The following is a 20983-nucleotide window of genomic DNA, read 5'->3' on the forward strand; positions in this document are numbered from 1 at the left end:
TGGCGCAACGGGCAGATCGACGCCGCGATCGGTGCGGCCGGGTTGCCGGTGCTGCACGGATACGCCGGGGCCCGGGACTCGCAGGGCAACGAACTGGTGGTGACGGAGGTCGCGGTCGCCGACGAGATCGCCGCGGCCGGGGATCTGGTCAAGGGCAAGCTCGGTGGGGTGCCGGTCGCGGTCGTCCGCGGTCTGGGCCTGGCCGACGACGGATCGCGGGCACGGGACCTGATCCGGGCCGGTGAGGAGGACCTGTTCTGGCTCGGCACCGCCGAATCGGTGGAGCGGGGGCGGGCGGAGGCGGTGCTGCTACGCCGCTCGGTCCGGGACTTCGCCGACGACCCGGTCGACCCGGAGGCGGTGCGGGCGTCCATCGCCGAGGCGCTGACCGCCCCGGCGCCGCATCACACCCGGCCGGTGCGGTTCGTGTGGATCCGCACCCGCACGGTGCGCGAGGAGTTGCTGACCGCGATGCGGGAGCGGTGGCGGGCCGACCTGACCGCCGACGGCATGGACCCGGCGGCGGTGGCGGCGCGGGTGGCGCGGGGGAACATCCTGTTCGACGCGCCGGAGGTGATCATCCCGTTCTGCGTGCCCGACGGCGCGCACACCTACCCGGATCCGCGTCGGCGGGCGGCGGAGGCGACGATGTTCACCGTCGCGGTCGGTGCGGCCGTACAGGCACTGCTGGTGTCGCTGGCGACCAAGGGAATCGGCAGCTGCTGGATCGGTTCGACGATCTTCGCCCCGGACACCGTGCGCGGTGTCCTCGAACTATCCGACGACTGGCAGCCGCTCGGCGCGATCGCCGTCGGCTACCCCCTCGAACCACTCACACCCCGCCGGCCCACCGACCCCGGCAACGCCCTCATCGAGAAATGACCCACCGCTCGAAGGCTGGAAATCAAGCCTCCAGCCTGTACTACTCGGTAATTAAGAACTGACAGCTAAGTTTTCGTGTTTCGAGCGGGACCACGATGGGTTCAACTTGACGCGAAAAATTGCTAGCCCAGCCGCTGCAGTATTTATAGCACTCGCTCGGCACGCCGATGGTGAGTTCAGCGCGTACTGACTTCTCGTCAAAGTGGTCACCTCGCCATCTGCCATATGGCAATCGCGGGTTGCCCTGTCGAACACACTGCTGTGGACCAACGACGCCGTCTTGATGCATGGCTGATCGCGGTAGTTGGCTGGTGACGAACTGGGGCGCCTATCAGGCAGCAACGTGTGTTCTGTTCGTCCAGTAGGACCAGGTTCCTGCCCGACATCAGCTGAAACGCCTCTCCGCGCGTGGCAGAGGGGCGTGAGACAACCCTGGCATCGGCTGCAGCCATCGGTGGCGATTCGTAGCGCAGTGCTCGAACCCCAATTGGATCTCTCAAAGTGGGTAGGCAAACTGACCTTGGTCTGTTCAAACTGAAGGGTACGGTTTACACTCCCCCGTGGACCGGCTATCAGCTGGTAGATGGAGAGCCCGGCCGACGTAGCCCAGTCGATATCCTAGAAGACCGCTTCTCCGCCGCGGGATGTGTCTGTACGCTGATCTTGAGGACCTCAGTACGACGAGAGTCCATCCAGGATCGGCGCACATGGGCAAACGCGACTCGAATAGTGCACAGCGCGACGTACTCGATTCGGTCGCAGCACAGTTAGCTGCGGTCGGATTTGATGATGCGCACGAAGTCGGCCGCGGCGGGTTCGGTGTTGTCTACCGCTGCCGACAAAGTTCGCTTGAGCGCACCGTGGCGGTCAAAGTCCTTACGACTAGCTTCGCCTCGGAGAACCTTGAGCGCTTTTTGCGGGAGCAACGCGCAATGGGACGGCTATCGGGTCACCCCAATATCGTCAATGTCCTCGAGGCAGGCGCCACCAGTAGTGGATTGCCCTACATCGCGATGCCGTACCACCCCAAGGACTCGCTCGAAAGAGTCATACGCGAGAGCGGGCCATTGGAGTGGGGAGCAGTCGTCGGACTGGGGGTGAAGATTGCAGGTGCCCTGGAAACCGCTCACCGGTTCGGCATCCTTCATCGAGACGTCAAGCCAGCGAACATCCTCCTCACTGACTATGGCGACCCGCAACTGACCGACTTCGGCATTGCGCACATGGCCGGCGCCTTCGAAACTGCTACGGGCGTCCTCACCGGATCACCGGCCTTTACGGCCCCTGAAATTTTGGCAGGCGAGCCTCCATCCGCCGCCTGCGACATCTACAGCCTCGGCGCGACGCTCTTCTGTGCACTCACCGGACACGCTCCATTCGAGCGCCTCGAAGGCGAACAGGTCGTGGCACAATTTCTACGAATCGCTACTCAACCATTACCTGAGTTACGGGGGCGACAGAGTATCCCAGACGACGTCGCAGTCGCGATAGAACAATCGATGGCACGCGACCCTGCTGATCGCCCTACGACCGCGGCAGTTTTTGGTGACGAACTCCGCTCTATCGAGCAGCACCATAACTACCGGATCGATGATATGGCCATACCCCCAAATGGCACTTCCACGCACAGAAACGAACCGCTCATCCGCGAACTCACCGGTCTGAGAACTGAACGTGCATCCATCCCGCACCAGACGACTGGACTAGCACTTAAAACTGGACTACACAGTCTGATACCACCTGGCACGCAAAATCTAGGACACATTCCGCTCGAGCTGACCAGCTTTGTCGGGCGCCGCCGTGAACTTGCCGCTGCGAAGAACCTTCTGTCGTCCTCTCGCCTGGTCACCCTGATTGGGATGGGTGGTGTGGGAAAAACCCGCCTCGCACTTCGTCTCGCCAGTGACAACCAGCAGAAATTCGCCGACGGCGTCTGTCTAGTCGAACTAGGCAAACTTCAAGACGCGACGCTGGTGGACGGGACGGTAGCTGCCGAACTCGGAATCCGTAACCAATCGGCCGCTCCCCCACTGCACCAAATCGTCGGCCATCTCCTCAACAAGGATCTGCTCCTAGTACTCGACAACTGCGAACATCTCGTGAACGCGGTCGCCACACTGGCCGAAGCCCTGCTGCGAAGATGTCCGGGGCTCAAAATTCTGGCTACTAGCCGCGAACCGCTCGGTTGCGCCGGGGAACAGATACTGCGAGTACCTCCGATGACCGTCCCTGACTCGGACCGACATTCTTCACTGAGAGTGCTACCGAGCTACGAATCTGTGACGCTATTTGTGGAGCGAGCCTCTGCGGCTGTACCGGGGTTCGAATTGAGTGAGGACAACTACAGTGCGGTGGCACAGATCTGTCGACGTCTTGATGGCCTGCCGCTGCCGATCGAACTAGCAGCAGTTCGGCTCCGGGCAATGACCCCGCAACAGGTTCTTGAGCGACTGACTGATCGATATCGACTCCTGACCGTAGGCAGCCGCGTGGCACCGTCGCGGCAGCAAACACTGCAGCTCTGCATCGACTGGAGCTACGACCTTTGTACGCCCAGTGAACAGCTAGCGTGGGCTAGAGTGGCGGTATTTGCCGGTAGCTTCGAACTCGATGCAGCCGAGGCGATTTGCCGCGATGATGACTCACCCGTCGGTCTCCTCGACATCCTCGCGCAACTGGTTGACAAGTCGATACTCATCCGCGAGGAATCCGGCCGAGTAGTGAGATACCGGTTACTCGACACTCTTCGTGAATACGGTCTGGGAAAGCTCCAAGGCAGCGGGGAGTACACAGAACTGCGCCGACGGCACCGTGATTGGTACGAAAAACTCGTAATGCAAGCCGAAAACGAGTGGATCAGTTCCCGCCAATTGGAGTGGATCACCAGACTTGAGCGTGAACGACCGAACCTCCACGAAGCACTCCGGCTCTGTCTCAACGAACCAGGCGAGGTGAGGGCCGGACAGCGCATCGCGGCTTCACTATTTCCCTTGTGGGTTTGCCGCGGGCTCCTCAGCGAAGGCAGATCATGGTTCGATCGAGTATTAGCTACCGATGACACCCCGCCGCCCACAGCGGAGCGTGCCAAAGCGCTCTGCTCTAGCAGCATACTAGCCGGTCTGCAGGACGACTTCCCCGCTGCACATGCACAACTAGCTGAAGGCTTGGAGATCATCGAGTGTCTGCACGACGATTCGGTTTCCGCGCTTGCCGAGCACGCGGCAGGCGCCATTGCGCTCTACAGCGGCGACTCGTCGACTGCTGTCGCTAGGTCCGAGGCGGCTGTGAACGCGGCGAGCAATCTCGGATATGAATTTTGCCAGGCTGGGGCGTTGACAGTCATGGGAGTGGGTTATGTGCTGCTAGGGGACCCGGCACAGGCGGCCCATTGTCATGAGGAAATGCTCGCGATTACAGAAGCGCGTGGTGAGTTGGTGTACCGGGGCAGATCCTCTCTGGCTGGAGGATGGGCAATGTGGAGAAAAGGTGACACAGAGCAAGCAAAAAACCTCCTAGAGAGCGGTCTACTGCTTTCCAGTCGCGCAGACGACACAGTCGGCCTCACCCGATCCCTACAAGTGCTGGCCTGGATCGAAGCCGATCAGCACCATGCCGAGCGCGCCGCCGTGCTACTGGGCGCAAATGCCGGCAGGTGCCACGATATCGGAGGTCCTGCCGTCGGCTTTCTCGGGAAGCTCACATACCACAAAGAGTGCGAAAATTTGACCCGTAAGTCACTCGGCGAGAGTCGCTTTCGCACGTACTTCGAGCGCGGCAGCAAGCTCAACCTTCGGGAAGCAACCGCGTACGCACTCGACAAAAAGTCCGCAGCGACACCCACCCAATCAACTGGTGAACCCAGCCTGACCCGCCGTGAGCATCAAGTAGCAGAACTAGTAGCTGAGGGCCTCACAAACAGGGCAATCGCCACCCGACTGGTGATTTCCCAACGCACGGTCCAGGGCCACGTAGAACACATACTGGCCAAGCTCGGCTTCACTTCGCGAACACAGATTGCCGCTTGGGTTCTCCAGTAGCTTCTGTCCAGATCACTGCGATTGACTCACCAGCTCCGACTCTCCCCAACACACTGCAACGGACATCGCACCACGGGTTCACTTCGTCTATTGAGCCGAGGTCGCGGCCGAGCAGGGATTCCCGCTGCGGTCGGTACGCCGTTCACAGTCATGGTGCATACCATCGACGGCTCGCAGTAGGTTCCGGCATGCCGCGATCGCCCACCTCTGCCAGGTCGCGCCCACCTTGCCGTCACTGCGTGCCGGTGACGTCCTCGTCGTCAACTCCTCCCGCGCCGCGTTGTGCGCACACCTGATCTCCCCAGATTGCGCTCGGGCTCTACATCGAGGCCGACATTGTTGCCGACCGTCGGACCTGAATCGACTTCGCACCATGAAAGCAACGCTCTGTGACGACCTTCTGGGCGCCTGGCAGGGACAGTCGACAGGCAGCGGAAGATAGCGAACCAGGACTGGCCGGTGCGACCAACTGTGGGGTCGGATCAAACGTCAATGGCCAAGTTGTGTAGGACCTTCCGGATGGACATCTTCATACCGAGACCACGGCCGTGCGGCAGCCGAAGTGGGCAACTGCACGGTGGGATGTGATTTCAGGCGAGGTCTGTGCGTTGCTGTGGGGCGCCGTGAAAATACTGAATGTAGTCCTCATCACACCTTCCGGATCAACCGGGTGGGCGACATATGATTGCCGGCGCACTGGCGCGCCGTCTGGCGGCGACGCGGGCTTGTGCCGCCGACCTCGTCAGCCAAACTATTAATGGCTGACGAGGTCTCCCAGCCTCGACGGTCCGGTTGGACTCGAACTGGGACCGTAGATGGGGACCCCACCTACCCGCGCCGCGGGATGGAGGGTGCCGCTTCTAACGCGTGAAGGCGTTTCGCCGTGGGGCGGGCAGTGTGGGCTCCCGTCGGCGAACGGTCAGCGGCGTAGCCGCATGACCTCTTGCCGCGCGAATGCGACGGTACCGGTGTCCCGGCCGCCGGATTCGGCGAGTTGGTCGGCGAGGTCGTGCACTGCCTCAAGAACGTGGTCGCGCCGACGGCGGTCTGCTCGGCTCTCTCCGCGCTTGCGGTATGTTCTGCGCGCCTTGCGGTCTCCCGCGAGAGTGTCGATCTCTTCCTCGGTGACGACTCCGTCGGCGACCTCGGGAGCCAGGACCTCGCGCATGAACCGACGTTCCCGTGGCACCGTCATCGCAAATACTCGGGTGACGACGACGATCGCGGCGGCGATGACGCCGATCCACAGCAGGAACATCAGTGCCGTGTTTCGGCCCGCGATCCGCCGATGTTGTCCCAGACCCCGTGCAACAGCATGGCGGTCGCCATCAGTGCAAGCCCTCGGCCTCGCCGGCGTGGCTCGGCGAGCCGGCCAAGGAAGTAGACGAGGCCGGCGCCGAACACCGCGCTGTAGAGGATGTGCGCGGCGACGCCCATGGTCATGCGCATGACGATGGTGAACATGGCGTTGCCCACCGGGTTCGCACCGAATTGGGCGGCACTGGAGGCCAGTGCGTACTGGGTGTCTTCGAGGATCTGAAATCCGAGGCCGATGAAGGCACCGAGGACGAAACCATCGAATGCGGTGCGCACCAGCCGCGGTGCGAGGGCGATGAGCAGCAGAAGGCCGATGCCCTTCGAGATCTCCTCAGTGAACGGCGCGGTGAGGCCGGCGCCCCAGTCCACGGCCCAGGCCTGGCCGAACAGCTTGCCCGATCTCGAGCATGGGGGTGTTCGCGTTCGCCGCCAACGCCCATGGTGCGGCGAAGGCGCCCCAGACGAAGGCGACGACGATCAACTTCCACGACTGGTGCGCATAGCGGTCGATACGTTGGGTGAACCACCAGAACAGGGCGTAGTGCCCCCTCCGCTCACACGGGATGGCGTCTGATCACTGGTCGCGGCACAGCACCCGGGACGGCCCGCCTCGTGTCGTGATGACCGAAGAAGCGCCAGGAATTGGAGACAGAATTGCGGTCGCCATGTGCTGAGGCACGTGACAAAGTCCGCGGGTCGCCGCACCGCACAATGCCACCGGCACAGACCTTGACTGCTCGATCGGCGGGGATACCGGAGGTGACTTCGCCGGGCGCACAGACCGCGGCCGCCGACGGTCGGCGTGCAGGCGAGATGTCCGGGCATGGATGTGCCCCGACGTCGGGGGGTGACGCCGGGGCGGGGGTTCCGAGAATCGAATTGGGGGGAGGATTCCCGGAACTGCGCACAGAGTACACACCGCGACCGACACGTCCTCGTGCGGCTACCGTTCCGCGGTCAGGTCGACATCGGGCGGGGTCCACGCTTATTCGCGTATCCCGTCGGCGAGCTCGAGGACGCGTCCCAGGTACCGCGTCATGAAGGCATCGAGCGCACGCCGCGACAACTCGGGGTAGCCGGCCTTGCGGAAGTAGTGCTCGAGATCGACGAGCTTGGTACCGATACACACGCGCTGCTCATCCAGGTTCACCAGCTCGCACACCAGACGATCGAGTTCATCGGCCTTGCTCATCACACTGTCCATCGGTCTCACCTCGGCACTCGAGTTGGCGCGGGGCGGATGCTTCCCGAGGCGCTCGGCCTCCACCCGCCCCGCAAGGGAGAGCGTAACACGCAAGTCGAACGCGTGTTCGAATTACGTGCTGTCGGTCCTCACTTGCAGCCGGGTTCGGGGTGAAGGCCGCACAGCTGCTCGAGGCCTCCCCTCGCGGAGAGCCGACGGGTCGGTGGTCTCGGCGACCATCAGCGCCCGCCCTGGTCCCGGCCGCGGCCGCCCACCCGGCCCGAGAATCAGCGCAGCGCACACACCGATTGTGGGCATTCGTGTCCACGAGCCGGCTGTTTGCCGCGGTGCGCGGGTGATCGCGCGGGGCGCCGTGAACGGGTGAACTTGTAGCCTTTGCTGGTGTCTACTCCCTCCGGCGACGTCCCCGCCGGGCAACCTCCGGTGCTGCCGTTACTGACCACGCTGGTGCCGTCGGCGCACCCGCATATCATCACCACCCCGGCCCGGACCGGCACCAACATCGCACTGCGGATCCACACCTCGCTCACGGTGTTCGAGGTCGCGGCCGAGCCGTGGGCGCCAGCGGTCTCGGGGTTCGTGGTCACCGTGCTCGTGCACATTATCGACGCCGCCACCGGTCTGCCGCGGCATCTCCCGGTCGCCGAACCGAACGAGTGGACGCGGGCGATCTTCGCCGACATCGACGCCGGGCAGGGGTATTTCCTCGGCGCCGTCGACCCGGACACCGGCGAGCACCGGGACGGGCAGCTGGCCTACCGGCTCTACCTCGACACTGACCGGCAGGCGATCCGAGTTCCCCACCAAGTGGTCGGCTGTCCGCACTACCGGATGCGTACCAGTGACGGCGATCCCGAGATTCGGATCGTCACCACCGCGTGACCGCACGACAGGTGCTGCTCATGCAGATGGTCACCGGCAAGAGCGGTCGCTGTGGATGGGCTTCCTCCGGGGTTACCGTCCCAGGGTGGCCCGCCTGCGGACTCGGCTCCGAGGCGAAGTGTCGGAGGCAGGATCTACTCTGCCATTGCGACGAGTATCAGGTCGCCACGCATTGCCCAGACCGGTGATCCGTCACCGTCCTGATTTTGCGGGGCTTTTCGTGGATTGGTGGGTGGCGGCCTGTTTCTGTTGGTCCGTTGTCGTCTCTATCGCGAGCTCAGCTGCCGGCGCAACGAGGCGGTCTCGTCGCGGATCTCCTCCGGTGAGCGGACTAGCTGCCCCAAAGGTTTGATACTGCGGGAACACGACCGAACGCCGTCGACGTGGAATTCCTTCATGACCTCGGCCCGCTCGAGCAACGCCTCGATGTAGTCCTCGCGCCGGTCACCGGTCAGCGCCGCCACCAGCGCCTCGTCGACCACCCGCTCATCGCGTTCCGCGGACGATTCCACTCGTGCGGATCGGCCGGGCCGACGCAACCACGCAAACATGAACTCCCCCTACCTGTGTGCCGACACGCTAACTCATCGCGGTAATCCGGCGCCGGGCGAGGATCGCGACCACGATCGCCGATCGGTGCAGTCAACGCAGTCCTGAGGCTACTTCCTGCGTAGCTCGCAGGTCGCGGGCACAATCGGGCGTATGCGGCTGATCGAGCCCATGCTGACCCCGGCCGCGTTCGTCGACGGCAGCCGAATCATCCCCTACGGGGGTCGAACTGGATCACGAAACGCTGTTAGATGGCCGTGCGCCGCCACTCCGCGAGAAATTGGCCACCCTCGAACGCCGCACCAGCCCACTCCGATCCGACTCCGCGCGGGTATTTTCGCGGGCGGGGTGTTCGCCGGCAGCGAACGACCTTGCCACGGCAGTCGTGGTCAGTGGGCGTCGCGGAAGGCTTGCTCGATCTCAGCGGGGATACGGCCGCGCGAAGACAGTTCGTAGCCCTGCTCGCGCGCCCACGCGCGGATCTTCGTCGTCTCCCCCGACGGCCGCCGCGCAGCAACCGGGGTGGCCGACCGGCCCGCGCGGTGTTTGCGGCCGCCGACCTGGGTGGAGTGGGCGATGTAGTACTCGAATGTCTCGCGGAGCTCTGTCGCGTGCTCGTCCTTCAGGTCGATCACGTACTCGACGCCGTCGACGGCGTAGCTGATGCTCTCGCCGTCCTGCCCGAACACGGTGCCATCGATGTCGTCGACCAGCTCCACCACGATCTTGCGTGCCACAGATCCACTCCTCGTGTCTTTCGGCGGACTTGATGACAGTACTGGAAGTACCAGATAACCAGGCGAGCTCGCAGGGCCGAAACGACCCGCGATTTGGCATTTCCGGTCCCGGGTACCGCAAGTATGGCTACCCGACGCAGCACCACCGTTCTCGCCGGCGTGTCGCTCACCGCCCTCGTCGTCACCGGATGCGGCAGCAACGACGCGTCGACGGAGGAACCCACCGTGCAGACACCGCCCGCATCCTCAGCCGGGACGGCCACCGACCTGCTGCCGGTCCCCGACACCTCCGGAGGCGCCTTCGTGCTCCCCGGGACCGCCCTCACCGAGGACGAGCGCGCCTTCACCTACAACGAGGCCGCCGTCCCGGTCGGATCGACCGTGAACATCGAATCCGACGAGAACGACGGCCGCACCACCGTCACCCTCGACGCCACCGGCCTCGCACCGGGCCGCGACTTCGGTGTGCACGTGCACACCCGACGCTGCGGGCCGGCCCCGGCGGATTCGGGACCGCACTACCAGAACACCGTCGACCCCGCCGCCACCGAGCAAACACCGTCGTCCGATCCGGCCTACGCCAACCCGCAGAACGAGATCTGGCTCGACATCACCACCGACCCGGGCGGCAACGCCCAGGCCTCGACGACGGACTGGCAGTTCCGTCCCGGGGAAGCCAAGTCCGTGGTGGTCCACGACCAGCACACCCAGAACGCCCCAGGCCGGGCCGGGATGGCCGGTGACCGGCTGGCCTGCATCGACGAGGACTTCTAACCACACCCCGCCGGCAGCCTCAGCTGAGCTGGATGCCGAGCAACACCGCCACGCAGTCGCACAGTCGCACAGTCGCGCCGACCCACCCTCGGACGCCGCTGTACTCCCCTTGCCCGCCACCGCGGCAGGGCTGCCGGGTTCGGGTTACGGGCTCAGGTTGACCGCATGGACGGTCGGCGGAGCCGCTCCGCGCGGAAACAGGTGAAACGACAGGCTCTCCGGATCGCCCGGGCAGCGGAAACACAGGCGGTGATCGTCGAACCAGGCGAACCATTCCGCCCACGAAATGTGCTCGAAATAGTGACCCGACCGGGCCCCGACGAAGTCGACGAGCAGCACCTCCGCCGAGCAGACCGCCCCGGTGTCCGGCACCCGGGCGGGCGCACCGCGGTGCAGTTGGATCCACCGGCGGATCTCATCGTGATCGACGGTGTCACACACCCGCATACTCATCCGTGCCTCCACGTTTCGGCCCCCGGACCAACCCTGGCGGTAAGGCCGTTTCCCGGGGAATGTGCCCTTTGCCGAGTGCCCCGTCGGACGGGCCGGAAACGGCGGGGGTCCGGTTACGAGATGCGCGCGAACACCTCCTTCCACCCCGCGGTGTACCCCCGCCACCTCGTCGAGTGGCGGGGGTACTGCACCCGGGTGAGCGCTGCGGGTCTGTGGAGCGCCGCGGGCCCCGAGCAGATTTCCGTGACTTTCGGGCCAGTCATGCTGCAGGCAGGGTCCGCAGTTCCTGTCGCCGCAGCCAGAGTGTGCCGAACGGGCAGCCCGTCGGCCCCGGTAGGGGGCGCGCCCTCTCCGCCGCGTAGGCCGAGATACGTCGCTCTCCCTTCCCTTCGTGCGGCAGCGAAGGAGCGCACCGCACGGTCGCCGCGCACCCCAGGTCGCACGTCACAGGTTCGGGTGGCCACCCTCGTCGAAGGTGTACCGGCCAACGGGCGTGGTCTGACCCGGCAACTCGTGCAACTTTCGAGCTATCGATTTGCTAGAAAATAGAGCGTGGATTCAGAGCAGGTGTTCGGTGGCGGTGAGCCGCAACGGGTGGGCAGTTTCCGGTTCTTGCTGGACGGGCAGCGGTGGGAATGGTCCGACACCGTCGCCCAGATGCACGGCTACCGGCCCGGCGAGGTCACCCCGACCACCGAATTGCTGCTCTCCCACAAACACCCCGAGGACCACCCGCATGTCGCCCGGGTCCTGGACCGGATGATCAACGATGCCGAGCCGTTCAGCAGTAAACACCGCATCATCGACACCACCGGCACAATCCGCCAGGTGGTCGTCGTCGGCGACCGCCTGCACGACGACGCCGGCGCCGTGATCGGCACGACCGGGTTCTACATCGACATCACCGACTCCCACCGCAGCGACGTCAAGGACTCCGTCGACGAAACCGTCGCCGCCCTCGAACAATCGCGGGCGGTGATCGAGCAGGCCAAGGGCGCGCTGATGCTGGTGTACGGCATTCCCGCCGACCGCGCGTTCGACATCCTGACCTGGCGCTCCCAGGAAACCAATACTCGGCTCCGCACCCTAGCCGAACGAATCGTCGCCGCATTCGGCGAACTCGAACCCGACACCGGCCTGCGCACCCGGTTCGACCACCTGCTGCTCACCGCACACCACCGACCTCCGCGCACCACATAGCCACAACAAGTCACAGAATCGACCGGCGGTTCCCCGTCTGGGAGCTCGACACCCGCGAACTTGGGCCGGCACCTTCCGCCGCACGAAACGCCGCGGGCCGAACCATTTTCCGAGACCAGATGCGTGTTTCTACGCGGCCGCCATGTCGGGTGGGTGGGGAAGGTCGACGTCGAGAACGAAGTCCAGCCAGATCAGGGCGTCGGCCAGGATTTCCGCGCGCAGGGTGATGTCGAATTGCTCGGCCGCGGTGAGGGACTTCTCCCCCTCCACCACATCCTCGGCGAGGAACGCCGATACCGTCCCCAGCACCCACCGCTCCGACGCCGGCAGGGCGTCGCCGTGGACGTACCGTCGACCGTCGGTGAAGCGGACGTCGAGGATCAATGTCTGCTCCGGACCCGTGGCGCCCAGCCGGGCGATGATGACGCCGACGGTGGCGTCGACGACCCACGCGAGCACATCGCCGTATACCGGTCGGCCCACGGTCGGGTGCAGGTCCGCGCACACCCGGGATACCTCGCGCGAGAACCGGGCGGCGTCCCGGTCACCGCCCACCGCAACAGTCGACCGCCGAGAGTCGCGGCCGGCGAGCTGGTGGGGTTGCCTGCGTTCGATCCCATACAAGAGGGTGCCCAGGCCCGGGCCCCATCACGCAGACCAGCCGGTACGAAAACCCTTCATGGGAGACGACTTCTGGCGCCGACCCGGCCGGCGCAGCTGACCATCGCGATCCCGCGTGACCCGAGGGCGGAGGGAGGGACCAGCCGCCTCACCGTTGACGGTTCACTCTCAGCTGGTGCTCGGGCTGTCGACGTGGCGAGCATCGTCTCTCGGATGGGGCCGGTTGGTGCCGGGCTGTGGGTGGGGCTACCAGCGGTAGACGACGCTCGGGTTCGGCTCGTCGCTGCCCGGGATCGCGACCGGCGTCGCCGGCGTAATCAATAGGCGCACCGTCGAGTTCTGGCTGACGAAACCGACGAAACCGCCGTTGCCGTTGTCGAACAGGCCGCGGATGGCGTCCTCGAGGCCGTGTGCGGTCGCCGCATCGGCGAGCGGATACCGGACCCCGTCGTAGATTGCTTCGTAACTCATGATCCCTCTCCCGCCGCTGGTCGTGGTCTTCCCAGCGTAGAAGCGCCGCAGCGTTATCGACCCCCGTGCGGGCGCGAGAAACATCCACTTCTCCGGCTCGGCGGGACGAGGCATGTCACTGAGCGGCACGACAAGGCGTGCTCATCTCTTCGCAGAAGTCGATCAGGTGTCCCAAACCCAACCAGGCCTGCGGACTGTGGCCCGGGCAACGGAATGGTCAGTGGGGTGCGGCCGAAGGACGGCCACACCCACACTCCCGAGATCAGCACTCGGGCACACCGTTGGTCACCCATCGAACATCCCGCCCCCTTCGCCCGACCCGTCGACAACCCCTCGCAGGGGTGCATCGCAGGTACCCTCGGATCCACCGGACAGGGAGGTCAACTGTGAACGCAACGAAGAAGCAGAAGGTACTCACCCAGTTGGAACTGATGATCAACCCGACCAATCCGGACTTCGCGCCCCCAGCAGAGAGCGGTGAGCCAACACAGCGTCACGAACGCCTCCAAGAATTCCACCGGCAGGTGGCAGAAGCGGCCGACGACGACCCGATAATCGACCGAGCCGCTCGCGAGATCGGACTGCCCGAATAGAACATGCCTCACCTGGTCTCCGGGCAGGGAAGACACCGAGCCAGTCTTTGGTACCCACTACCAGCGCGAGAAACCGCCAGAGCCCCAGGCACAGTCGCCGGTCCAGGTACAGCGCAGGTGCAGTTGCCCTCGCTCGCGGCATCGACGACCAGACCACCCGAGCCACCCCGAAGGAGGATCATGACCGCCGCGACGCCACCAGAATCAGGTGCCACCAGCGACGGGAGTGCCTCTGCGTGTGCCCGACCCTGGCCGCTGCGCAGACGATCACGGTTGCCGTCGGTGTCGTTCGCCCTGGGGGTGGTGTCCCTCGCGTCGTTCTGGGTGTCCGGACTCGGGTTCGTCCTGGGCCTGAGCGCCGTGGTGTGCGGCGCGATCGCCGCATCCCGGTCCGGCGCGGCGGACGATGAGCCCGCCTCGCTGCGGGCGTTGCTCGGCGTCGTCACCGGAGTCGCGGGGATCATCGTGTCCGCGATCGCGCTGTTTCCCGTATTGGAGTACCTGTGACCGGCGCACCTGCCGTCACCCCAACTCCCTCGATCCTCGATCCTCGATCCTCGGTCTTCGGTCTTCGGTCTTCGGTCTTCGGTCTTCGGTCTTCGGTCTTCGGTCTTCGGTCTTCGACGAGGATCCGCACCGTCCGTGACCGCCGTTCCCGGCCCGCATCCGCCCACCCCCACCTCCTCCTTCGACACCGGCCGCACCGACGATGGGGTGCCGAACTCGGCGGCGCTGCCCGGGCCCGGGGAGCGGGTATCGCCGTGACCGTCGCCCTGACGCTGCTGACCACCGTGGTGTGCGCCGTCCCCGGATCGCTCACGCTGGCCCTGCTCGCGCTCGTCGCGGTCGCCAGCATCGCCGGGGTGACCATCGCTACCCTCTGACGACTGCCCGCATGCCGGGCTCGGCGACATTTGCACGTCCGGCCTGGGTTCACACCCCGATCTCCTACCTGGATGCCCGGTGTGGTGTTCGAATCATTCTCGCGGGGAGGGACTCTCAGGAAATTCAAGCCGAGCAGCTCGGCGACCTGTCGTCGAACGCGCCCAGGTGGCTCGAATGCAGGTTCACCGCACCCATCGTGGTTTCAGTGATGGAGAGCTGGAACGCCAGCATCGATCGCACCCCGAGCGCGGCCGCCGCCTGAGCGAACAGCGGACGGCGCTGGGCTGGACCAGGCACGCGGCTGGCCGCGGACGCGGGTCCCGAGAACCGCCACGAGAGGTGTCCACCGAGCGTGGGTGTGGGGTTTCAGCCATCGGACTCCACCAGTAGGCGTTCGCGGTCGTACTGCTTGCACCGCGCGACAGCCGCGTTCGCTGCCTCCTCGGAGCCCCACACGTAGGCGAAGAATTCTCGGTCCGTGCGACAGAGGTCATCGATCCGGGAGTCGATCGCTGCCGCGTATCGCATGAACGGCACCCGGGCGTGGGTATTGACCGTCTTCTTGCTCATGCCCAGCAGTTTCGCCACCTCCGACTGGGAAAACCCCCGAAGCAGGGCGTCCTTGACGAGCGCCTGATCGACGTAATTTTCGGCAAGAAATCGCAGATGCTGGACCACTCGCTGAGCGTCGCGGCGTCGGGTTGCGAGGTCACTTCCGTCAGGGCTGCCCATGCACCCGAGTATGCCGGTACCCGGCATGTACCGCAACGGTGCGCGTTCGTTCACTCACGCATTCCGGTGTGGTCCACGATGGTTGCCGAGGTCGGAGACCTCGGGAACCGGGGCGTGAACCACCGCTGTCACCTACTTCGACTCACCCGGGGAATTCGCCTCGCCTGCGCACAATCTCGGTCGAGAGTGGCGAGTCGTATCCCGGAATGTGTCAAGTCTCGACCCGACGGGATACGGCTCGCACCTTCTACGTTAGACCGCTTCCGAGACCGACCTCAATGACCAGTTCGGGGAGGGTTTCTCGCCGCCGAAGGGTGCCCAAGCCAGTGAACGCGGTTTCACATCGGTCAGGGGGTGGGACGGTCGGGACCACATCATTCTTTTCCCGGAAGTCGGTCAGGTCGCCGGGAGCAGCACCAGTGTGCGACGGGAGGGGTGCATATAGGGCGGCCGCACACCCATCCGCCCCTCCCCACCCGTTCGCAGGTCGCCGCGCTCGTGCTCGGGGAGGCAGGTCGCGGGTGCGGTGCGGCCGAGTGTGCCGTCAGGGTGCAGGTGCGCGAACTCCCACGGGTCGGCGTCCGGGTGTTCGGTGACCTCCCAGGACAGGATGTGGCCGTGTCCGGCGCCGCGTTTCTTCCCGATCGAGACTATGGGCGTCAGCAGCTCGGTGATCGCGACCGGGTCACCGACGGCCCGCCACACCAGGTGCCGGGCGATCGTGAGCGGGAGCGGCATGACGCGGGAGCGGTAGCGGCCCTGGCGTTCGGACACCAACGCCGGCAACTCCGCGGACATCTGGCCCAGGGCCTGCTGATCCGGACGGGCGGACCAATACTGCACGTGCGGGCCCGGGACCTCGTCCTCCGGGTAGGCGAATGTCGCCGCCCAATGCCACCCGTCGCCGCCGTCGCCGCTGCAGCGGGCCAGCGGCAGATCCAGATCGTCCGGCACGGTGTCGAGACTGTAGGGGGTGCAGTCGGTGCCCGCTTCCCGGGCTGCGGCCTTGGTGTTCTCGCGGATCTCCGAGGCAAGCAGGCCATCGAGGCTGATGCCCCACGGCACCGCGTGCGCAACGCCGGCGGCCATTCGGGCCCGGATGACCAGCGGCACCATCCCCGAAGCGATCGACAGGGTCATGCCGGGAGCGAGAGCAGCATGTGAAGGGCCTCATCGCGGCGTGCGGCGACGATCTCCCGCCAATCGACCACCGGAGCACCGCCAGAGGGTGGGTCGAGGGTGGTGGCGATCTGGCCGTGGCCGATTCCGGTCCGCCCACCGAGCCAGCCGGTGCGGGTGAACTCGGCGAGGACGTCGGCGGTGAAGGCGTGGTCGAGGTCGGAGCCGCGGACCAGTTGCGCCCACGATTCGAAGCGGGTTCCTGGCGCGAGCGTTTCAATGTCGTATCGCATCATCGGTGACCCCGACCCGCCCGTCTCGGTGTCGGGGTCGACTGTGGTGCCGGCGTGACCGGTGGTGAGGTCGTCGAGGTGTGAGTAGGACTCGAGGGCCTCGATGTCGAACCGGGACGGCAACGGGCCCGGGTAGGTACGGCGCAGGATCGGGACGGCTTCGGTGACGATCGGCACCACATGCCCGACGCGCAGGCAGCCATCGATCGGGGCGGCGCCGACGGCGCCGCCGAACACGCTCAGCTGCGGGATCAGCTCACGCAGTTGGTGCAGGCGGCGGCCGGTCACCGGCTCGGCGGAGGACTTTACGATCGCGCCGCCATTGCGGAGGGTATGCGCAACCGCCAGCGGCAACTTGCCCTCGTAGCCCAGAACGTCGCGCAGCAGTTCCTCGCCGATCCGGCGCAGCACGCCGCGGAAGGAGTTGCCGGAGATCACCGGGACCAGCTCGACGGACCCGTCCGGCTGCAGGATTTTCATCCGCCGACCAATCGCGGTCGTCCCGATCAGCTCCCCGCGGTGCGAGATCGGGGATTTCGCGGTCATCTCGATCTCCCACACCCGCGTCACGCTCACGACGCCAACCCGTGTTCGATGCGGGCGGCACGGACCGCGTCGGCCACGATCCGCGTGCGCAACGTCAGGGCGGTCGTCTGATCGCGCATCACCTGCAGCACCGGCCGCGCCTCGCTCGTGAGCAGCATTGCCAGCTCGGAGCGTTGCTCGTCGGTGCGCGGGGCGGAGCCGAGCCGGGCGGCCGAGGCGGTCCACCACTGGTGCAGGTTGATGCTGTTGTAGGTGGCCAACCGCACCCGGGTGGGTAGCAGGGTGTCCCAGTAGTCGCCGCGGCGGGCGGCCACCCAGTTGCGGTCGGACCAGTCGATTCCGTAGTGCAGCAACAGCACCAACCGCTCCGCCGCCTGCGCGGCGGGGTCGGTCAGCCCGGGTAGTTGTGGAACCGCGGCCAGCCAGCGGTCGGTCACTGACAGTGCGTTCTCCCCCGACATAGTCATCACCGCAATGCTAGAGAAGAATCGACGTTTTCTCGAGTCGAGAGCTCATCAGCCGATGATCCGGCGAGGTCACGGCGCCGGAGTGTGCTGGTGCTATCGGGTGGCGCGGAGGCCGACCTCCCACCACGGGTCCGCGTGCCGCCACGGCGCCAACAGGTTCCAGTCGTCGAAGACCTGGGGCCACTGATCGGCCGGGAGGCGGCGCACCACGGAGTAGGTGGGGGTGGTTCCGCGGAGCATGGTCTCGGTGAAGCTGTGGCCTCGAAGCCGGCACATCACCTCGAGGCGGCCGGCATCGTCTGCCGCCCATGTCAGCCGGCCGTCGTCGACCGTGACCGCGCCCCACATGGCATCGGGTATCAGGTGTTTGCGGCCGGGCCGCAGCGGCACGATCACCGCGGTATCCGCGCCGAGGGTGGTGGAGAGCACCTGGTGTAGCAGTGCGGGGTTCGCCGGCCTCAGTGTGGCGGGATCACGGGTGACGATATGCGCGGCGACACGCAACGTCCGGTCTCGGTATGCCCACGCGCACACCTGACAGAGTTTCCGGGCGGACAGATTCGTCCAGGATTCGAAGCCGGTGAACCGCCGGGAGATCACCTGCCCGACCGGGAACATGACCGGTGTGGTGTGGCCGCAGCGCGCGCACCCTGTCGTTCGGTCGTCGGGTGTTGCCGCGTCGACGGGCCCGGCGGCGGCGGTGTAGGCGGCCCAGACGACATCGGTGGCGGCGGCGAGGGTCATGGCGGCACCGTAACCTGCCAGGTGTGGTGGATGCAGCCGACGCCGGCCTGGACCTGAGCGTGCTCCGTGGGTTGCGGGCGCCGTCGTCGAAGGCCGGTCCGGCCGCCATCGACACCATCCTCACGCGAATCGAGGCGCACCTCGCCGCCCATGACGGGTACGTCGCGTTCTCCGGCGGCAAAGATTCGCTCGTCGTGCTCGACCTGGCCCGCCGGGTCGATCCGGATGTGCCGGTGGTGTTCTTCGATTCCGGTCTCGATTACCCCGAAACCTACGACTACCTCACCGAACTCGCCCACCATTGGCGGCTGGATCTGCACCGTATCCGCACTGATCCGCCGCTGCTCGACGTTCTCGCCGACTCCGGGTTGTGGGACCACCACGCGACCGCCGCCGTCACAGCGGCCGCGGTGGATTTGCACGAGGTGCTGATCACCGAGCCCGCCCGCCGCGCCCATCAGCTCCTCGGGCCGGGTGAGTTGTGGGGCGTGCGGGCCGACGAATCGACCGCCCGCCGCCTCCTCTACACCCGCAGCGGTCTCCGCGACGGTGTCATCGTCCGCGCGGACGGCACCACCGCGTACGGGCCGATCTGGAACTGGGCCACCACCGACGTCTGGGCGCACATCGCCCGACACCGACTACCCGTCAACCCCGTCTACCCCCGACTCCGCGAACTCGGCGTGCCCGAACACCAGCACCGGCTCTCGCACCTGATCGACGGCGGTCACCTCGACCGCGGCCGGCTGACCTGGCTGCGACGCGGCTGGCCCACCCTCTTCGAGCAGATTGCCGACACGCTGCCTCGCATTCGGCAGATGACCTGACTGCTCTATTACTGCGAACAACGTCGGTGACGCCGGAGTACCTCGGGCGCGGACGGTGCCGCCCTCGTACGTGACTGCGCTGCCGATGGTTTCACCCACGGCATGTCGCACTGGTGAACTCAAGTGGGAAGCGAGATGTTCGAGTGCCTCGGCCGGGGTGACCGCCCAGCGCGTCGATGACGTCGCCCGCGACAGCCGATCCATGAGGTCTCCCGGGTCCCGTCACTGCTGTACTACCTGAGGTAGTGTCTCGTTTACTGCGGTTGCACAGGATGAGCCGGAGGCGTCACCCCTGCTGGGGGTTGGTGTCTCCGGTCTTTTCTTTCTTCTCCCGTGCCCGTTTCTCGGCGCTCAGGCGCACCTTCAGCTCGCGGCGGACGCGCTGCTTCGGTGTCTCCTCCGGCTCGGGCTCGTCGTCGACAGGCCGGTAACGCGCGCGGCGGAGCAGGATGTCCGGGTTGACGACCAATTCGGGGCGGCCCTTGCCGTCGGTGAACAATCCCATCACAACCCCTTCTCGTCGGTGATGTCTTTCAGTTGCACGATCATCTGCTCGCCGATCGACCCGTCCGGGCGGCGGTAACGCCCCGGGCCGGAGGAGATCACCTCGAACCGCATCCCGCGCGGCAGCAGGTGCGCGGTGTCGTCGACCGAGTCGGAGCGGCCCAGATACATGCCCCGGCCGGTGTCGATCTCGAACACCACATCACGCTCGGAGAAGGTTTCCTCGAGCTGATGAATGGCGTGGGTGGTCATCGTGTGTCGGTCGAACTCGAGGCGTGAACCGGGCTGCAGGGTCGACGGCAAGTTCACCGCCTCCCGTGGTGCCGTGTGCGGAAGGCGGACGGCGGCGTAGAGGATGTGGCCGCGGTCGTTGAAGCGTTCCGCGGTCTGAATCGCGCGATCGACACGCTGCACCTGGGAGCGCATCGTCTCCTCCAACTGCTGGGCATCGCCCCGCCCGCGTGAGAGCGCACCGCCGACCTCGTCCCACCGGTCGGGGTCGGTGATCAGGTTCTGCACCGCGGTGTACCCGACCTTCGGCAGCTGGGTTTGCGCCCGGTTCTTGTTCACCGACCGGGCCTTGCGCTGCCGCGAACTCGGGGGCTGGCGAATCGAATCCGGGATCGGCAGCTCCCGGCGTTTCCGCTCGGGCACCTCCGGCACCGTGGTCCGGGGGAAGGCTCGTTCGAGGTCTTTGCGGGCGCGGGTGAATGCGGCGTCCTCGACCATCCGGTCCAGTTCCCGGGCGCCGTCGCGGTCGGCGGCACGGTCGTCATAGTTTGCTGCCGTGCGGTAGCCGGCGGGCTTGGCCGCGGGGGTGGTGCTGATGCCGGCCTCGGGGTCCAGGTGAGTGTCCCTGGTGTCGGGGCTGATGCTGTAGGCCACCCGTCGCCTCCCCGCCTCGGATTTCGCCCCGTGGATACGACGAAGCGTGGCAGACGGGCCTTAGTAACCATCTGCCACGCTCGGACCCACACCTGGTGGGTGCCACGGCGAACGTGCGTCATCTGGCGACCAAACCATCAACAACGTTCGGCGTGCGTACCGCCGGCGTCGCCGCCGGATGCCCGAAACTATACCGAAAGATCGTGCCCAGCATCAGGCTCCGCCACCGGCGAGGACCAACAGTGCACCCACTCACGTACG

26 protein-coding genes are annotated in these 20983 nt (G+C 66.0%); 10 read left to right on the forward strand and 16 right to left on the reverse strand.

What is annotated here, in order from left to right; translation table 11 throughout:
* On the forward strand, positions 1-882 hold an 882-nt coding region (locus ACFU5V_RS41865), incomplete at its 5' end, for a coenzyme F420-0:L-glutamate ligase (protein WP_378707158.1).
* Between the two features lie 707 nt (positions 883-1589).
* Positions 1590-4919, forward strand: a complete 3330-nt coding sequence (locus ACFU5V_RS41870) for a protein kinase (protein ID WP_378707160.1) — start codon at positions 1590-1592, stop codon at positions 4917-4919.
* 919 nt (positions 4920-5838) lie between these two features.
* On the opposite strand, the gene ACFU5V_RS41875 is transcribed toward ACFU5V_RS41870, so the two are convergent.
* The 3 genes from ACFU5V_RS41875 to ACFU5V_RS41885 all read right to left on the reverse strand — a co-directional run bounded on the left by ACFU5V_RS41875 (position 5839) and on the right by ACFU5V_RS41885 (position 7428).
* On the reverse strand, positions 5839-6177 hold the full coding sequence (locus ACFU5V_RS41875; protein WP_378707162.1) for a hypothetical protein: 339 nt from the start codon (positions 6175-6177) through the stop codon (positions 5839-5841).
* The gene (locus ACFU5V_RS41880) at positions 6177-6605 is read right to left on the reverse strand and encodes a PrsW family glutamic-type intramembrane protease (protein ID WP_378707163.1); all 429 of its coding nucleotides are present in this window, start codon (positions 6603-6605) and stop codon (positions 6177-6179) included. The genes ACFU5V_RS41875 and ACFU5V_RS41880 overlap by 1 nt, the downstream gene beginning before the upstream one ends.
* A 616-nt stretch (positions 6606-7221) precedes the next feature.
* On the reverse strand, positions 7222-7428 hold the full coding sequence (locus ACFU5V_RS41885) for a hypothetical protein (protein WP_378707164.1): 207 nt from the start codon (positions 7426-7428) through the stop codon (positions 7222-7224).
* A gap of 435 nt (positions 7429-7863) precedes the next feature.
* Between ACFU5V_RS41885 and ACFU5V_RS41890 the strand changes: the two genes are divergently transcribed.
* Positions 7864-8322 carry an N-formylglutamate amidohydrolase gene (locus ACFU5V_RS41890; RefSeq protein WP_378707219.1) on the forward strand — a complete coding sequence of 153 codons (459 nt, stop codon included), beginning with the start codon at positions 7864-7866 and terminating at the stop codon, positions 8320-8322.
* Positions 8323-8588: 266 nt separating this feature from the next.
* Here the strand turns inward: ACFU5V_RS41890 and ACFU5V_RS41895 are convergent, their stop codons facing one another.
* Positions 8589-8834 carry a hypothetical protein gene (locus tag ACFU5V_RS41895; protein ID WP_378707165.1) on the reverse strand — a complete coding sequence of 82 codons (246 nt, stop codon included), beginning with the start codon at positions 8832-8834 and terminating at the stop codon, positions 8589-8591.
* 426 nt (positions 8835-9260) lie between these two features.
* Positions 9261-9608 carry an Lsr2 family protein gene (locus ACFU5V_RS41900; protein WP_378707167.1) on the reverse strand — a complete coding sequence of 116 codons (348 nt, stop codon included), beginning with the start codon at positions 9606-9608 and terminating at the stop codon, positions 9261-9263.
* A gap of 123 nt (positions 9609-9731) precedes the next feature.
* Between ACFU5V_RS41900 and ACFU5V_RS41905 the strand changes: the two genes are divergently transcribed.
* Positions 9732-10382, forward strand: coding sequence for a superoxide dismutase family protein (locus ACFU5V_RS41905; RefSeq protein ID WP_378707169.1), 651 nt, complete (start codon positions 9732-9734; stop codon positions 10380-10382).
* Between the two features lie 144 nt (positions 10383-10526).
* Here ACFU5V_RS41905 and ACFU5V_RS41910 read toward each other — a convergent pair whose 3' ends face one another.
* Positions 10527-10835: a hypothetical protein gene (locus ACFU5V_RS41910; protein ID WP_378707171.1), complete on the reverse strand. Its 309-nt coding sequence runs from the start codon at positions 10833-10835 to the stop codon at positions 10527-10529.
* 552 nt (positions 10836-11387) lie between these two features.
* Between ACFU5V_RS41910 and ACFU5V_RS41915 the strand changes: the two genes are divergently transcribed.
* The gene (locus ACFU5V_RS41915; protein WP_378707173.1) at positions 11388-12035 is read left to right on the forward strand and encodes a PAS and ANTAR domain-containing protein; all 648 of its coding nucleotides are present in this window, start codon (positions 11388-11390) and stop codon (positions 12033-12035) included.
* 129 nt (positions 12036-12164) lie between these two features.
* Here ACFU5V_RS41915 and ACFU5V_RS41920 read toward each other — a convergent pair whose 3' ends face one another.
* Both ACFU5V_RS41920 and ACFU5V_RS41925 read right to left on the reverse strand, forming a co-directional pair.
* Entirely contained in the window at positions 12165-12590 is a 426-nt protein-coding gene (locus ACFU5V_RS41920; RefSeq protein WP_378707175.1) for a hypothetical protein, read from the reverse strand.
* Positions 12591-12902: 312 nt separating this feature from the next.
* The gene (locus tag ACFU5V_RS41925; RefSeq protein ID WP_378707177.1) at positions 12903-13127 is read right to left on the reverse strand and encodes a hypothetical protein; all 225 of its coding nucleotides are present in this window, start codon (positions 13125-13127) and stop codon (positions 12903-12905) included.
* A gap of 386 nt (positions 13128-13513) precedes the next feature.
* On the opposite strand from ACFU5V_RS41925, the gene ACFU5V_RS41930 reads away from it, so the two are divergent.
* From ACFU5V_RS41930 to ACFU5V_RS41945, 4 genes are all read left to right on the forward strand, one after another.
* Positions 13514-13720 (forward strand): hypothetical protein, encoded by a 207-nt coding sequence (locus ACFU5V_RS41930; protein ID WP_378707179.1) that lies wholly within the window; start codon positions 13514-13516, stop codon positions 13718-13720.
* A gap of 180 nt (positions 13721-13900) precedes the next feature.
* Positions 13901-14227, forward strand: a complete 327-nt coding sequence (locus ACFU5V_RS41935; RefSeq protein WP_378707181.1) for a hypothetical protein — start codon at positions 13901-13903, stop codon at positions 14225-14227.
* Positions 14228-14362: 135 nt separating this feature from the next.
* Positions 14363-14485, forward strand: coding sequence for a hypothetical protein (locus ACFU5V_RS41940; RefSeq protein WP_378707183.1), 123 nt, complete (start codon positions 14363-14365; stop codon positions 14483-14485).
* On the forward strand, positions 14482-14604 hold the full coding sequence (locus ACFU5V_RS41945; protein ID WP_378707185.1) for a hypothetical protein: 123 nt from the start codon (positions 14482-14484) through the stop codon (positions 14602-14604). The genes ACFU5V_RS41940 and ACFU5V_RS41945 overlap by 4 nt, the downstream gene beginning before the upstream one ends.
* A 124-nt stretch (positions 14605-14728) precedes the next feature.
* Here ACFU5V_RS41945 and ACFU5V_RS41950 read toward each other — a convergent pair whose 3' ends face one another.
* The 6 genes from ACFU5V_RS41950 to ACFU5V_RS41975 all read right to left on the reverse strand — a co-directional run bounded on the left by ACFU5V_RS41950 (position 14729) and on the right by ACFU5V_RS41975 (position 18506).
* A complete protein-coding gene (locus tag ACFU5V_RS41950) occupies positions 14729-14902 on the reverse strand; it encodes a hypothetical protein (RefSeq protein WP_378707187.1) in 174 nt (57 codons plus the stop codon).
* A gap of 69 nt (positions 14903-14971) precedes the next feature.
* The gene (locus tag ACFU5V_RS41955; RefSeq protein WP_378707189.1) at positions 14972-15337 is read right to left on the reverse strand and encodes a hypothetical protein; all 366 of its coding nucleotides are present in this window, start codon (positions 15335-15337) and stop codon (positions 14972-14974) included.
* Positions 15338-15733: 396 nt separating this feature from the next.
* Positions 15734-16477: a hypothetical protein gene (locus ACFU5V_RS41960; RefSeq protein ID WP_378707191.1), complete on the reverse strand. Its 744-nt coding sequence runs from the start codon at positions 16475-16477 to the stop codon at positions 15734-15736.
* Positions 16474-17325: an RAMP superfamily CRISPR-associated protein gene (locus ACFU5V_RS41965; RefSeq protein WP_378707193.1), complete on the reverse strand. Its 852-nt coding sequence runs from the start codon at positions 17323-17325 to the stop codon at positions 16474-16476. The genes ACFU5V_RS41960 and ACFU5V_RS41965 overlap by 4 nt, the downstream gene beginning before the upstream one ends.
* Complete coding sequence (locus ACFU5V_RS41970; protein WP_378707195.1) at positions 17322-17762, reverse strand: hypothetical protein; 441 nt, start codon at positions 17760-17762, stop codon at positions 17322-17324. Before ACFU5V_RS41970 ends, ACFU5V_RS41965 begins: the two co-directional genes overlap by 4 nt.
* 93 nt (positions 17763-17855) lie before the next feature.
* Positions 17856-18506 carry a hypothetical protein gene (locus tag ACFU5V_RS41975; protein WP_378707197.1) on the reverse strand — a complete coding sequence of 217 codons (651 nt, stop codon included), beginning with the start codon at positions 18504-18506 and terminating at the stop codon, positions 17856-17858.
* 23 nt (positions 18507-18529) lie between these two features.
* Here ACFU5V_RS41975 and ACFU5V_RS41980 point away from each other — a divergent pair, with 23 nt between their 5' ends.
* On the forward strand, positions 18530-19333 hold the full coding sequence (locus tag ACFU5V_RS41980) for a phosphoadenosine phosphosulfate reductase family protein (RefSeq protein WP_378707199.1): 804 nt from the start codon (positions 18530-18532) through the stop codon (positions 19331-19333).
* 286 nt (positions 19334-19619) lie between these two features.
* Here the strand turns inward: ACFU5V_RS41980 and ACFU5V_RS41985 are convergent, their stop codons facing one another.
* Both ACFU5V_RS41985 and ACFU5V_RS41990 read right to left on the reverse strand, forming a co-directional pair.
* On the reverse strand, positions 19620-19838 hold the full coding sequence (locus ACFU5V_RS41985; RefSeq protein ID WP_378707201.1) for a hypothetical protein: 219 nt from the start codon (positions 19836-19838) through the stop codon (positions 19620-19622).
* Positions 19838-20722 (reverse strand): hypothetical protein, encoded by an 885-nt coding sequence (locus ACFU5V_RS41990; protein WP_378707203.1) that lies wholly within the window; start codon positions 20720-20722, stop codon positions 19838-19840. The genes ACFU5V_RS41985 and ACFU5V_RS41990 overlap by 1 nt, the downstream gene beginning before the upstream one ends.
* Between the last annotated feature and the right edge of the window lie 261 nt (positions 20723-20983).

The organism is Rhodococcus sp. NPDC057529 (assembly GCF_042802055.1).
Lineage (GTDB): Bacteria > Actinomycetota > Actinomycetes > Mycobacteriales > Mycobacteriaceae > Rhodococcus_F.

Excerpts from the sequence above, each read along its gene's own strand:
- ACFU5V_RS41875 (WP_378707162.1), bottom strand. The coding sequence starts at position 6,177 with ATGTTCCTGCTGTGGATCGGCGTCATCGCCGCCGCGATCGTCGTCGTC.
- ACFU5V_RS41905 (WP_378707169.1), top strand. The coding sequence starts at position 9,732 with ATGGCTACCCGACGCAGCACCACCGTTCTCGCCGGCGTGTCGCTCACC.
- ACFU5V_RS41935 (WP_378707181.1), top strand. The coding sequence starts at position 13,901 with ATGACCGCCGCGACGCCACCAGAATCAGGTGCCACCAGCGACGGGAGT.
- ACFU5V_RS41870 (WP_378707160.1), top strand. The coding sequence starts at position 1,590 with ATGGGCAAACGCGACTCGAATAGTGCACAGCGCGACGTACTCGATTCG.
- ACFU5V_RS41885 (WP_378707164.1), bottom strand. The coding sequence starts at position 7,428 with ATGAGCAAGGCCGATGAACTCGATCGTCTGGTGTGCGAGCTGGTGAAC.
- ACFU5V_RS41975 (WP_378707197.1), bottom strand. The coding sequence starts at position 18,506 with ATGACCCTCGCCGCCGCCACCGATGTCGTCTGGGCCGCCTACACCGCC.
- ACFU5V_RS41910 (WP_378707171.1), bottom strand. The coding sequence starts at position 10,835 with ATGAGTATGCGGGTGTGTGACACCGTCGATCACGATGAGATCCGCCGG.
- ACFU5V_RS41960 (WP_378707191.1), bottom strand. The coding sequence starts at position 16,477 with ATGACCCTGTCGATCGCTTCGGGGATGGTGCCGCTGGTCATCCGGGCC.
- ACFU5V_RS41925 (WP_378707177.1), bottom strand. The coding sequence starts at position 13,127 with ATGAGTTACGAAGCAATCTACGACGGGGTCCGGTATCCGCTCGCCGAT.
- ACFU5V_RS41985 (WP_378707201.1), bottom strand. The coding sequence starts at position 19,838 with ATGGGATTGTTCACCGACGGCAAGGGCCGCCCCGAATTGGTCGTCAAC.
- ACFU5V_RS41970 (WP_378707195.1), bottom strand. The coding sequence starts at position 17,762 with ATGACTATGTCGGGGGAGAACGCACTGTCAGTGACCGACCGCTGGCTG.
- ACFU5V_RS41955 (WP_378707189.1), bottom strand. The coding sequence starts at position 15,337 with ATGGGCAGCCCTGACGGAAGTGACCTCGCAACCCGACGCCGCGACGCT.